12 protein-coding genes are annotated in these 13762 nt (G+C 41.0%); 9 read left to right on the top strand and 3 right to left on the bottom strand.

The features are described 5' to 3' along the window. Positions 1 to 1452 (top strand): nicotinate phosphoribosyltransferase, encoded by a 1452-nt coding sequence (locus LXM54_RS23055; protein WP_233317814.1) that lies wholly within the window; start codon positions 1 to 3, stop codon positions 1450 to 1452. A gap of 18 nt (positions 1453 to 1470) precedes the next feature. Beyond that, positions 1471 to 2085, top strand: a complete 615-nt coding sequence (gene nadD, locus LXM54_RS23050) for a nicotinate (nicotinamide) nucleotide adenylyltransferase (RefSeq protein WP_233317811.1) — start codon at positions 1471 to 1473, stop codon at positions 2083 to 2085. Between the two features lie 54 nt (positions 2086 to 2139). Here nadD and LXM54_RS23045 read toward each other — a convergent pair whose 3' ends face one another. From LXM54_RS23045 to LXM54_RS23035, 3 genes are all read right to left on the bottom strand, one after another. After that, complete coding sequence (locus LXM54_RS23045; RefSeq protein ID WP_233317810.1) at positions 2140 to 4146, bottom strand: hypothetical protein; 2007 nt, start codon at positions 4144 to 4146, stop codon at positions 2140 to 2142. A gap of 100 nt (positions 4147 to 4246) precedes the next feature. Next, positions 4247 to 5062, bottom strand: coding sequence for a hypothetical protein (locus LXM54_RS23040; RefSeq protein ID WP_233317808.1), 816 nt, complete (start codon positions 5060 to 5062; stop codon positions 4247 to 4249). Positions 5063 to 5165: 103 nt separating this feature from the next. Next, positions 5166 to 6071, bottom strand: a complete 906-nt coding sequence (locus LXM54_RS23035; protein WP_233317801.1) for an AraC family transcriptional regulator — start codon at positions 6069 to 6071, stop codon at positions 5166 to 5168. Between the two features lie 170 nt (positions 6072 to 6241). Between LXM54_RS23035 and LXM54_RS23030 the strand changes: the two genes are divergently transcribed. The 7 genes from LXM54_RS23030 (at position 6242) to LXM54_RS23000 (ending at position 13393) form a co-directional block, all read left to right on the top strand. Next, positions 6242 to 6949, top strand: coding sequence for a ThuA domain-containing protein (locus tag LXM54_RS23030; protein WP_267913468.1), 708 nt, complete (start codon positions 6242 to 6244; stop codon positions 6947 to 6949). A gap of 25 nt (positions 6950 to 6974) precedes the next feature. Then, positions 6975 to 8006: a Gfo/Idh/MocA family protein gene (locus tag LXM54_RS23025; RefSeq protein ID WP_233317796.1), complete on the top strand. Its 1032-nt coding sequence runs from the start codon at positions 6975 to 6977 to the stop codon at positions 8004 to 8006. Between the two features lie 29 nt (positions 8007 to 8035). Then, positions 8036 to 9004 (top strand): sugar phosphate isomerase/epimerase family protein, encoded by a 969-nt coding sequence (locus tag LXM54_RS23020; RefSeq protein ID WP_233317791.1) that lies wholly within the window; start codon positions 8036 to 8038, stop codon positions 9002 to 9004. A 24-nt stretch (positions 9005 to 9028) separates the two neighbouring features. Next, on the top strand, positions 9029 to 10087 hold the full coding sequence (locus LXM54_RS23015; RefSeq protein WP_233317789.1) for a Gfo/Idh/MocA family protein: 1059 nt from the start codon (positions 9029 to 9031) through the stop codon (positions 10085 to 10087). 348 nt (positions 10088 to 10435) lie between these two features. Beyond that, entirely contained in the window at positions 10436 to 11053 is a 618-nt protein-coding gene (locus LXM54_RS23010) for an SGNH/GDSL hydrolase family protein (RefSeq protein WP_233317787.1), read from the top strand. A 20-nt stretch (positions 11054 to 11073) separates the two neighbouring features. Further along, positions 11074 to 12072, top strand: a complete 999-nt coding sequence (gene mgrA / locus LXM54_RS23005; RefSeq protein WP_233317785.1) for an L-glyceraldehyde 3-phosphate reductase — start codon at positions 11074 to 11076, stop codon at positions 12070 to 12072. Positions 12073 to 12169: 97 nt separating this feature from the next. Continuing rightward, complete coding sequence (locus tag LXM54_RS23000; RefSeq protein ID WP_233317783.1) at positions 12170 to 13393, top strand: sugar efflux transporter; 1224 nt, start codon at positions 12170 to 12172, stop codon at positions 13391 to 13393. Positions 13394 to 13762 lie beyond the last annotated feature (369 nt).

The following is a 13762-nucleotide window of genomic DNA, read 5'->3' as shown; positions in this document are numbered from 1 at the left end:
ATGAAATATTCAGATGACAGTTTAATGCTGCATACAGACTTATATCAAATCAACATGGTGGAAACATATTGGAAGGATAATATCCATGAACAAAAGGCAGTGTTTGAAATGTACTTCCGCAAGCTTCCTTTTGGTAATGGCTATGCAGTCTTTGCAGGGCTCGAGCGGGTTTTACAAGTTATTAAAAACTTTCATTTCTCTGATACAGACATTCAATATTTGCGAGAATACGGCTATGCAGAAGATTTTTTAAGCTATCTCAGCAAGCTAAGCTTTACTGGTGATATTTACTCGATGAAAGAGGGGGAAATTGTCTTTGGAAATGAACCGCTGCTGAGAGTGGAGGCCCCTTTGGCAGAAGCTCAGCTTTTAGAAACAATTCTCTTGAATATCGTAAACTATCAAACGTTGATTGCGACAAAGGCCTCCCGCATTAAGATGGTCATTGGAGAAGATACTGCAATGGAATTCGGCACAAGAAGAGCACATGAGCTTGATGCTGCTTTATGGGGTACTAGAGCAGCCTATATCGGCGGGTTTTCGGCAACAAGCAATGTCAGAGCAGGAAAACTTTTTGATATTCCAATTGCCGGAACTCATGCTCATGCACTTGTGCAAGCATACCGGGACGAATACAAAGCTTTCAAAAGCTATGCCAGCAGTCACAAGGATTGTGTCTTCTTAGTAGACACTTATGACACCTTGCGTTCAGGTGTGCCTAATGCGATTAAAGTAGCAAAGGAATTTGCAGGCCGCATAAACTTTAAGGGAATAAGATTAGACAGCGGTGATTTAGCGTATTTATCAAAACAGGCCAGAAAGCTTCTTGATGATGCAGGGTTCAAGGATACACAAATCATTGCTTCAAACGATCTTGATGAAAAAACAATCATGAATGTTAAGGCGCAAGGAGCAAGAATCGATGTGTGGGGAATCGGGACAAAGCTTATTACCGCATACGATCAAGCCGCATTAGGCGGTGTTTACAAGCTTGTATGTATTGAGGAAGCGAATGGACAGATGACAGATACGATAAAAATATCAGCTAATCCTGAAAAAGTGACTACACCAGGGGAAAAAAGACTGTACCGAATCATTAATAATGGAAACGGCCATGCAGAAGGGGACTATATTGCTCTTGCTAAAGAAGAGGTGCACAAAGAAAGACTGAAAATGTTCCACCCAGTTCACACATATATAAGCAAATTTGTGACAGATTATACAGCTAAGGAACTTCATGTAGCTGTTGTCAAAGAAGGAGAAGTCTGCTATGAACTTCCGCCTCTCCAAGAAGTGCAAAGCTATGCGAAGAGCAGTCTGAAGCTATTTTGGGATGAGTACAAGCGGATGTTGAATCCAGAGGAATATCCTGTTGATCTCAGCCAGGAATGCTGGAACAATAAAATGACACTTATCAAAAAAGTGCAAGAGGAAGTCGAAAACAGTTTGTAAGGAAGGGAGAGCTTTACAATGGGGAAAATCGGAATATATGGGTCATCTTTTGATCCTGTCACGAATGTCCATTTGTGGACGGCGAGCACTGTCGCACATCGCTGTAAGCTTGATAAAGTTATTTTCCTGCCTTGCTCAAGCAAGCGTCGTGACAAACAGTTACATGTTGAAGATCAGCATCGCTGGAGGATGCTGGAGCTTGCAATTGATAACAATCCTAAATTTGTCGCAGATGATTATGAAATGAAACAAGAGGCGTGGAATATTTATACGTATAACACGTTGAATCACTTTAAAGAAGTATTTCCTGAAGATGATATTTACTTTATTATGGGTGCAGATTTGCTCGTTGATATCGGCAAAGGAAAGTGGACGAAGGGCGAGGAGCTAATTTCAGAAAATAAGTTCATTGTAATGGCAAGAAACGGCATTGATATGCTGCAGGCAATAAGTCACTCGCCTATTTTAAGAAATAATGATGATGGTACGACATTTCACCTTCTTGATAAAGGGCTGGCTATGGAAATCAGCTCTACCTACATTCGCGAGGAATTGGCAATGGGCGGAGAACCGCGCTATTTACTGCCAGACTCCTGCTACAGCTATATTAAAGAGAATAGGCTATACGAATAGGTAAAAGCAGCCGTATGAAACATCAGGACGAAGATGTTTCATACGGCTTCCATCCTATAAAAAGCTGTTATTAATTTCGCAGCCTGTAAATTCAATCAGACCAATATTGTTAGTCGTCTTAATGAGAAAGCCATTTTCTAACGTCTCATGTCGGATTGTTTCCTTCCATATACAAGCTGTGCTTGGTTCTCCCTCACTCAAGAGTTGACTGTGATCATAATAACGATGCGTAATATTCTTTTTGATAACTTGATTGCTTAAGAATAAAGATCCTTTGATTGCAAGATTGGCCAGTCCGCGAAATGATTCATTTTTAATCGGACTGCTTGTGTATTGGTGAATAGTTCTCTTGTCATGAGGAAAAAACTCGACCTCCGATTTTAAGGCGAAAGCCATATGTGCATCACCAGAAAGAATAACACACTCAGAAGGGTTCCACTTAGCTATTCTTGTATGAAATTCATGGAAACCGCGACTGTTGAATTTCCACCATTCTAAGTCCATTGCCTCCTGCAGTTTTGGGATATTTTTTGAAACAGGCAGGACAATCTTTTTTAAGAAAGTCTCAATCAGGTCGACGCCGTATAAAGGAGTTGCAGACAAAAGGATAAGAGGTTCCCCTTGTTGCCAGCCAGATTCATTAAGGCTTGATTCAAGCTGGTCCCATGCGTCCTTGTTAATCAGATTGGGGCCGTTTGTCCGGCTGGTAAGGAATGGTGTAATCATCCGTTGTTTTGTGTCAGGATAGAAGCGCTGTGTTCTAGTATCGAGGACAAGTGTAATTGGAGTAGACGGGATCGTATAATGCCAGTTGTCATAGGTCCACATTGCAGAAATCCAATTCTCATATGGAGTTGTTTTATAATTTAAGCCTTGAAGACGGGAATTAATAACAGCTAAAAAAGGGGCAGAAAAAGAATCAGGTGCATTGCCCCAGCCTTGGAAAGCCCAGTAGGCGGTCAGTCCATTTGCGACGGAATGACGGCCAAGAGGGGCAGACCAAACATTTTCCATCCAGTCAGCGGAAATGTTCCAGTCATCTGTTATATCATGATCATCAAAGATCATATAAACAGACATGTTGGCCAACACTCTGCGAATATGAGGCGTGGATGCTGCAAATTGTATCAGGCTTTTGGATTGTTCTTCATATTCTTTCCGTTTTGTGTGCAAAGCTTTGTCTGACTGTAATGATTTGTCGACAAAATACTTATTTTCAGCTAACAGATGATCCAAATTAGGGATTGCTGCTTTTTGTCCGGCTGCTTGCCAAAGAGCGGGACTCCAGCTCAAAAGGTACATCGCTGCATATTCCCCTAACGATAACAAATGATTTGCTGCTTTTCTGGAGGTAAAGCCGCACAGCTCTTTTGTCAGTTCCCCACGACCGTTCACTTGATACATTTTTGTGCTGTATTTTTGGTCAAGCTCCAAAGCTAAATCTTGGAGAGGTTCCTTCTTGCCAATCAATATTTCTCCAAGACTTTGAATGAATGGCGTGATTGGGTCTGCGACATCATCAGCATAGATTTGATCTCCAAGAAGGAAGAGAGAGGATGGCCTTACTTGTAAATCAGACCAGAATTCTGTAAGCAGGCTGTCTCCTTTAATTAATGCATCATTGCCTGTGCCATGCAGCTTTTGGCAAGATCCGTACATAAAGGTGCTTTTATTTTCGGGAATAAAAAAAGAAGGCAATGGATAATCACCGTATACAATGGAATACGGATTATGTGAATCAAGCATTTGGTAGTCACCAAGATGCCATTCTTTGTTTCCATCGCTAAAAAATACATTATAGCCAAGCAGCTGTCCTGTTGGAAAGCTACCTTCTGCTGGTTCAGCCTTCATTAAATATATAAATAAGTTTTTTCCCATTTTGACAAGGGTTGTTTCACTATGAGAACTTATACGTTCTAGAAAGCAAGCATCATTAGACTGCTGAACAGCAAACACTTCGGTTCTTGCTTCCATTGGCTTGCTTAATGCAATCCAGCAGTACAGCTCTTTGCTTTCTGTTCTTCTTAAGATTGGTCCAGCGAGGATATCAGGTAAATGCAAGATAAATCACCGCCCCCTTTTTTGTTATAGGCTATTCACCTAGCACAAAAAGGTGATAACGAAAGGGTGACAATAAATGCCACCCGTTTTCTTTGCATTATTAATAGAAAGAAGTGCTAATAGAAGCACTGCTCGTTGCTGCAGTATTCGTGCTTGAACCTGGCTTCCAGTTAAAGGGAGGCAGTGAGCTTCCAGACAGCTGTATACTGTTTGGGAAGGCTTCAGAGATAGTTTCACTAGTAACACTTGATGAACTGTCAGCATTGCTCTGCTCTTCATTTAGTTCTTGCAGTATGCTCTCGAAAATGTTAGCAATCTGTTCATCCGAGGCCGATTCTAAATCGAAGCCTGCAAGCTGGCCAGACAGATCACTAGATAATGAATCTGTAATAATGGAAGCTTCCGCAGTATCCTCCGTGTTTAAGCTGCTGATTATATTGGAAAGGAATTGACTCATCTGGGCAACAGTGTATTCCTCGCTCATTTGTGAAATCACTGGTGGAGGCATTGTTCCTATAGACATCACCCTTTGAGGCTTAGCACTTTCCAAAGTGTCTGATACTTGTTCAAAAAGGGAGGAGATTTCGTCTTCTGTACTTTCTTCTGTGTCAAATTCTGATAAGAGACTGCTGATGGTTGTATATGCTGTTTGCAAGCTGTCTTGCAGGGTAGTATCTGTCAAGCTGCCGCTCTCTTCTGCCTTCGGTTGCATATTTTTTAGAAATGCTGTTTTTTGTTCAGTTGTTAATGCTGGTAAGTCCTTTGTGCTTGTGACGGGCACCTCGCTTCCTTGGCTGCTTGCTGTGAGCATATCTTGGAATGAAGCGATAGAGTCATCTTGAGCAGTGACTGTTTGCACTGCTGATTTTTGCAGCATTTGCAAATAAGCAGAAGCATTACTTACTGATATGGACATAAAAAAACTTCCCTTCTAATAAAAATTCGGAATCTAGTAGTATAGATAAATCCGTATTAATAGTAGAGAGGAAAGCTTAAGATATGCTTAAATTTCTTTTTGTTTAAACTGCAGCATTTTGCTGCATGCGAAGACGATATTCCTTTGGAGAGCAGAGATTATGACGTTTGAACAGCTTATAAAACTGGGCAATATTGCTTATGCCAACATCAAAACTGATTTCCATAATGCTTTTTTCACTTGTTAACAGCAGCAGCTCTGCTCTTTTAATTCGTTTAAGATTCACATAGTCTATAAAGGAAATTCCCATGCTTTTTTTGAAATACTTAATGAAATAGTGATAGCTTAAGTTTAAGATAGAGCAGGCTTCCTCGACAAAAAGCTTATCTTTTAGATGATCTTCAATATAATCTAGCACTGGCTTTAGCCGGGTGAAGCTTTCCGCATCGGCAAATTTCAGCAAATTTTGCTCGTCGTTTCTAATGAGCAGCAGCAAAAGCTTTTTAATGGCCGAATTGATGGCAATCTCATATCCCTTTTCCTTTTGCTGTGCCTCCATATAAATCTCCATAATCAGGCTGTATACCTGTTTTTTTACTTGTTCATTTTTTTCAAAAATATAATTTAAATGCTGCAGCGGTGTTGTGACCTCAGAAAAGCAGTGCAAATAGGGCAGGATGCTCTGGTCGAAATGCTTCACTAAGTCTACTTGAAACACAATATAGCGCAGATTTCCTTTAGAAGGTTTACATGTCCGGTGGGGCTGGGATGCACCCATAATATAAGTGTCCCCACTTCCAATCACAGTGGATTGATATTGGTGCTGAATCGCTAAATTGCCTTCCATGATTGCGAGAAATTCGACTTCCTTATGAAAATGCCATGTCTCCTGCTCGATAAGCGCAGTATAATCCGGCTCATCATTAATTTCCCAAACCTTTAAAGATAATAACGGATTTTCATAATGAACCACTTCATTAACAGGTTCTTCATATGTATTTTTAACCATTCTCTAAGACCCCCGACAAAAGATATAAATGCATCATCCATTATGGAAGTGTATTTTTTTATTTTCGATAAATGACACAATTGAATAAAAAGAAGCCAATTTTGAGCATTTATTAAATCGCTTTCATTTTTTATAATGATACCATAAATCGGTATTGGAGTGTGGCTAACTTGATAACTATATGGAACGAAAATCGCCATGAAAAAATAAATCCTGTTGTAGCGGAAATTTACCCTGATGGTATACACGGCTGTATTGACAGCGTTCTAAAAAATGCAGGCTTTGATACAAAAACGGCAACCTTGGATGATCCGGAGCACGGCCTGACAGATGAGGTGCTGGAAAACACAGATGTTCTTGTCTGGTGGGGGCATATTGCGCATGGAGAAGTAAAGGACGAAATTGTAGAAAAAGTGCATAAGCGTGTTCTAGATGGAATGGGACTTATCGTCTTGCACTCCGGCCATTTTTCGAAAATATTCAAAAAGCTAATGGGAACAAGCTGTGATTTGAAGTGGAGAGAAGCGGATGATAAGGAAAGGCTGTGGGTAGTTGCTCCAAGTCATCCGATTGCTGAAGGAATCGGTGAATATATCGAGCTAGAAAAAGAGGAGATGTATGGCGAGCATTTTGATATCCCAGCACCAGATGAGCTGATTTTTACAAGCTGGTTTACAGGCGGAGAAGTGTTCAGAAGCGGCTGTACATACCAAAGAGGGAACGGAAAAATATTTTATTTCAGACCGGGACATGAAACGTATCCTACATATCATCAGAAAGACATTCAACAAGTCATCATTAATGCAGTGAACTGGGCGAAGCCGGTTGCCAGAACACGTCCTGTATACGGGAACAGTCAGCCTTTAGAAAAGTTATAGAAAAAAATCATAGGGGGAAAAAAACATGAGTACATTAAAAATTGGTGTAATTGGCTGCGGGAGCATCGCTCAGCACAGGCATCTGCCTGAATACAGCTGGAATAAGAATGTGGAGATAGTCGCTGTTTGTGATATTAATGAGGAGCGCGCTCTTGAGATTGGCAAAAAATATGGTGCAAAAGCATATACAGATTATACAGAGCTTCTTGCTGTTGCAGAAATCGATGCGGTAAGTGTATGTACACCAAACTATCTGCATGCACCAATTTCTGTTGCTGCATTGAATGCAGGCAAACATGTGCTGTGCGAAAAGCCGATGGCAACCTCATCTGAAGAAGCAGCCCAAATGATAGAAGCAGCCAAAAAGAGCGGAAAAAAATTAATGATCGGGCATAATCAGCGTTTTGTAAAATCACATCAAAAAGCTCGTGAACTAATTAAATCAGGTGAAATTGGCAAATTATACAGTTTCCGCACAGCATTCGGCCATGGTGGTCCGGAGCAATGGAGCGTGGACGGCAAGGGAAGCTGGTTCTTCCAGAAAGAAAAAGCATTCATTGGCGCAATGGGAGACTTAGGTGTTCATAAAACAGACCTTCTCCGCTATATTCTAGGGGAGGAATTCGTTGAGGTTGGAGCCTTTGTGGAAACAAATGCGAAGGATTTTGCCGATGTGGATGATAATGCTGTGTGCGTATTGAAGACAGAAAGCGGAGTAATCGGAACATTGGCGGCAAGCTGGGCTTACACGAGCAAAGAAGATAACTCGACGGTGATTTACGGTGAGAAGGCAATCTTAAGATTGGAAGATCATCCTCAATACTCTTTAATCGTGCAGTATGCTAATGGGGAAACAGTAAACTATGAGCTTGGTAAAATCCAATCAAATGATGAAGGCGGCCAAAATGCAACAGGTGTGATTGATCATTTTGTCGCTTCCATTCTAACGGACAGTGAACCTTTGATTACAGGAGAAGAAGGCAAAAAATCTCTGGAAGTTATATTAGGTGCGATTAAATCAAAAGAGACAAAGCAAATCGCAACAATAAATCAATAAAATATATAGATTAGAAGGAGAGAATGGCAATGAAACTAGGAGTCTTTACAGTCCTGTTTGCAGATAAATCGTTTGAAGAAATGCTTGATGAAGTAAAGGAAGCCGGCCTGCAGGCTGTTGAAATCGGCACAGGAGGCTATCCGGGCAATGCACACTGTGATTTGGACACATTGCTGGAGGATGAAACAAAGAGGCAGGAATATATAAAGAAAGTCGAAGACAGAGGATTAATGATAAGTGCGTTCAGTTGTCACGGCAACCCAATTTCTCCTGAGAAGGAGTTCGCGTTGAAATCTCATGAAACTTTGATGAAAACAATCAAGCTTGCCTCCCTTCTAAATGTGCCTGTTGTTAATTGCTTCTCTGGAACAGCTGGTGATCATGAAGGAGCGAAGTTTCCGAATTGGCCAGTCACTCCATGGCCAACTGAATACAGTGATGTGAAAACATGGCAATGGGAGGAAAAGCTGATTCCTTACTGGAAGGAAGTAGGACAGTACGCAAGTGATCACAATGTGAAAATTGGTCTTGAACTGCATGGCGGATTCTTAGTTCATACTCCATACACACTTTTGAAGCTGCGCGAAGAAACATGTGATGCAATCGGAGCCAACCTTGATCCAAGCCATTTATGGTGGCAGGGCATTGATCCTGTGGGAGCCATTAAAATATTGGCAAAAGCAAATGCAATCCATCATTTCCATGCTAAAGATACGTATATCGACCAGGATAATGCGAATATGTATGGATTGACAGATATGCAGCCATACGGAAATGTACAGTCAAGGGCGTGGACTTTCCGGTCTGTCGGCTGCGGCCATAGTGCTGCAGAATGGTCTGATATGATGAGTGCACTGCGCACATACGGCTATGACTATGTTGTCAGTATCGAGCATGAGGATCCACTTATGTCTATCCGTGAAGGGCTGGCAAGAGCTGTTTCAACACTTAAGTCAGTTGTTATCGAAGAAGCACCATCTCAAATGTGGTGGGCATAAATACCAATTTAGGAGGATTTAAGCATGACTTCATATAAAGTAGGGATCGTAGGGTGTGGCAATATTTTTCCGATGCATGCACAATCAATCGTAACAAGAGAAGATGCTGAGCTTGTTGCAGTTTGTGATGTAAAAAAAGACCGGGCAGATTCAAAAGCGGCCATTTATAATTGTGCCAGCTACACAGACTATGAAAAGATGTTTGAGCAAGAGTCTCTCGATGTTATCCATATTTGTCTGCCCCATCATTTGCATGCGCCTGTTGCCATTGCTGCAGCAAAAAGAAAGATTCATGTGCTGACAGAAAAGCCGATGTCTATCAGCTTAGAAGATGCAGAAGAGATGGTAGCAGCACATCAGGAAAATGGCACAACATTAGGCGTTATTTTCCAGAATCGTTATAATCCAGGCTCTCAGCTTATTAAGAGGATGCTTGTAAACGGTGAATTGGGTGCGATTAAATCAGGAAAATTATCAGTAACATGGGATCGCTCTGATGAATATTATCAAAAAAGTGATTGGAAAGGTACGTGGGAGAAAGAAGGCGGCGGCGTTATTATCGACCAGGCGATTCACACATTAGATTTGATGAGATGGTTCATTGACAGTGATATTAAATATGTCGATGCAACCATCAGCAACAGAGCTCATGAAATAATTGAAGTAGAGGATTCTGCTGAAGGAGTAATTTCCTTTCAAAACAATGTTGTAGCAGCTTTTCATGCCATCAATTACTACACATATGATGCACCTGTGGAAATAGAGCTGCATTGTGAACAAGGAATTGCTAAAATGGTTGCAGACCGTGCAACTGTTCGTTTGATGGATGGCAGAGAGTTTATCGCTGACAATAATCCGCAAGAAACATTCCATTATGATAATGGTGCAAAGGGCTATTGGGGTGTAAGTCATGTCAAGCAAATCAACAATTTCTATGAGTCTCTAAAATCAGGAGCAGCCCCTGATATTACGGGAACAGATGCATTAAAAACACAAAAAATGATTTGTGCTATCTATGAATCTGGCAAGAAAAGAGAAAGAGTTGTATTCCAACAAAATACATCGCAAAAAGAATTGGCTTGACGAACCTTTGTGAAGACTCAAAGGTAGCTGAAACACTCTGCAATGACATTTGCCAAAAGCTATACTAAATTAATTGACTTGATTAAATGAAAGTCAAAAAACAAATTTAGCAGCCATTGTCCAAGCAGAACGTGAATAAATATGAAGAGGATTCCTGATTGGGGGTCCTCTTTCTTAGCTGTCAATAAAAAAAACATGTTTTTCAATTTTTGTAAATAGAAAAAAAGGGTTTGCAAATAGAATAAGAGAATGCTAGTATTGGTGCGAACAATGTGATGAAAGCGTTTGAACTATTAATATATACATGTAGAACACTTAAACTTTTGTGAGGGAAAGAGGTTGGTCAGCTTGAACAAAAAGGATCTATTGCTGTTCATTGGTGACAGCATTACAGAAGCAGGCAGATATGAAGATCCGGAACAGATTGGTTTCAGCTATGTCCGTTATATTAGAGATTATATGGCGATTAATCGGCCAGAGTCTCTCCCAACAATCATCAATAAAGGGATTGGCGGCAATAGAGTCCCTGATTTGGCGGAGCGCTGGGAAGCAGATGTACTGAATCTAAAGCCAGATTATGTATCGATATCAATTGGCATCAATGATGTATGGCGACAGCTGGATTCCCCGCATCAAGAGTCATTGTCGCCAGAACAATTTAAAGAAGTTTATGCTAATTTGATTGAGCAAGTTCGCGCCCGCACAAATGCCAAAGTCATTTTAATGGAGCCGACTGTAATCGAAGAGAATGTAGATGCCCAAGGAAACAGGCTGCTCATACCATATGTAAAAGCAGTACAGGAACTGGCTGAAAGCTATAATGCCGTGCTTGTGCCAACACATACAGCATTTATTGCATATCTTCAAAAAGAGAATCACCAAGTGCTGACAACAGACGGTGTTCATATGAATACAGCTGGAAATATGCTGATGGCACAAACATGGCTTCAAGCCGTCTTAAACTAAATCGAAAAGGAGATAACGAAATGGTGTATACAGCGAATGAAAACCGTTATGAATCGATGAAATATAATCGAGCTGGAAACTCAGGTCTTTTGCTCCCAGCCATCTCTTTAGGGCTTTGGCATAATTTTGGCGGTGTGGATACATATGAAAATGGCCGGGCTATTTTAAGGAAAGCATTTGATTTGGGCATCACCCATTTCGACCTGGCAAATAATTACGGGCCGCCGCCTGGAACAGCGGAAGAGATGTTCGGAAAAATGTTAAAGGATGATTTTGCGCCATATCGGGATGAAATGGTTATTTCCACTAAGGCAGGCTATCATATGTGGCCAGGTCCATATGGTGACTGGGGCTCAAAAAAATATCTTGTTTCCAGTCTTGATCAAAGCTTGAAAAGACTGGGACTTGAGTATGTGGATATCTTTTACTCGCATCGTCCAGATCCAAATACGCCTTTAGAGGAGACGATGTCGGCTCTTGACCTCGTTGTTCGGCAAGGGAAAGCTATGTATGTTGGAATCTCTAACTATAGTGCAGAACAGACTGCAGAAGCAGTCAAAATTCTCAATCGCCTTGGCACTCCGCTGCTTATTCATCAGCCGAAATATTCTCTTTTGGACCGCTGGATAGAAACAGGGCTTCAAGACGTATTAGCAGAAAACGGTGTTGGTTCGATTGCCTTTTGTCCGCTGGCACAAGGTTTGCTGACAAGCAAATACGCAAACGGCATTCCGGAAAATTCAAGGGCTGCAAAACCACAAAGCTTCCTGAAGAAAGACCAGGTTACCGAGGAGTTGGTAGATCGCGTGATGAAATTGAATCAAATTGCATCAAATCGCGGTCAAAGCCTTGCTCAAATGTCATTAGCATGGGTTCTTCGCCATGGGAAAGTTACTTCTGCTCTCATCGGTGCAAGCCGAGTTAGCCAAGTTGAAGAAAATGTCGCAGCACTGAACAACTTAGATTTTTCGGAGAAAGAGCTTGCAGATATTGATTATATTTTAACTGCTTCCTTCTAGCAGTTACAAAATAACATTGCTGTCTAAATGGCAGCAATGTTTGTTTGCTAAAGACAGAATACAACTGTATTGATAGAAAAAAGGAGAGGAAATCATCATGATAAAAAAACTGTTGTTTGTGTGGAGAATCCCATCATTTCCAATTCTTTTTTTAGCGAATTTCATATTTGGCTTGTCTATGTCATTTTTTGCCCCATTCTCTTCCCTTTTTGGAATTGATGAGGTTGGAATGAGCAATATCGGATTTGGGGTATTTATGACAATTATGGCAATTGGCGGTGTCGTAATCAGCACCATCATTGCCAAAAAATCAGATGCACAATTAAGCAGAAAGAAAATTTTATTATTTACAAGCTTTACAGGCATGCTCGGCTATATAGGCTTTGCCTTTGTCCGGGATTATCTCTTTTTGGCAGTGATAGCCTTTGTTCTGCTTGGTTCGGCAGCTGCCTCTGTGCCGCAGCTGTGGGCCTATGCGCGGGAGGCGCTGTATCATTCTGATGTTCCGAAAGAACAGGTGCCGTTTGTAATGAATGTTTTCAGGATGTTCTTTGCCCTTTCCTGGACAGTAGGACCTGCAGCAGCAGCATGGCTGCTGGCAATAATAGACTTCAAAGGATTGTTTCTGTTAGTTGCAGCAAGCTATGGAATAGGAATGATTGTAATACTGCTTTTCTTGAAGGATATTCCGAAAATTGTTGGTGAAAAGAAGGCTGTCCCTACCGGGGTGAGCTCTTATGTCCGGAAGCCTCATATATTCGGAAACTTGGCTGCTGCTTTGCTTTTAGCAGCGGCAACATCAATTCATATGTTGAATGCTCCGCAATTTGTTACTAAAGTGCTTGGTGGCAGCGAGTTTGATGTTGGATTAATATTCAGTGTGCCGCCGATTTTTGAAGTACCGATGATGATTGCTGTCGGAATCTTGGCTACAAAGCTTGATAACAGTCTGCTCATAAGGATAGGCTTTGGCATTGCTGCCATTTATTTTACTCTATTCTTTTTTGTTGGCGAACCTTGGCAGATCTATCCACTGCAAATATTAAGTGCTGCACAAGTTTCCATTACTTCAGGAATTGCCATTTCTTATTTTCAGGATTTTATTCCTCAAGCACAAGGAACGGCAACAACACTGTATATGAATTCTACCCAAATCGGCAACACGGTTGGTTATTTGCTGTTTGGCGTTTTAGCAGAAGCGATGAGCTATGGCAATGTCATTATTATTTATGCGATTTTCGCCATTGTTGCCTTACTATGTCTAATCCTTTTCGGAAAGGAAAAGCAAAAAGCACAAACAGCATCGTTTCGGATGGAATAAAGTTTTATGAAAAAGGCAGAGACATAAGTATGTGAATTTGTGTAAAAACCGATCTATTAATCATGTATTGATTAATAGATCGGTTTTTGTGTTTTAGTTTTAATACACTAATTAAAAATCTTAGTGGAATGGAGCGGAGGACACTCAACTCCTGCGGGAAATAGAGGAAAGGATGAGACTACGCAGGCGAAGACGAGGAGGCTCATCTTCCTCCCCGCGGAAAGCGAGTGGCTGGAGCGCAATGAAACGAACTAATTTTAAAGCCGTAATTTAGTCACAAGCTTTATTTTTCAAATTGTAATCTTATTAATCGTGTTTAGACTGGTTATCTTTCGTTTTATCTCAACCTGTTTTTTTATAGCCAAATAA

It is taken from the genome of Bacillus sp. Au-Bac7, assembly GCF_021341655.1.
GTDB lineage: Bacteria > Bacillota > Bacilli > Bacillales > Cytobacillaceae > Niallia.
Note: the sequence above shows the minus strand (reverse complement) of the source record. Positions and strands in the feature narration are given on the sequence as shown.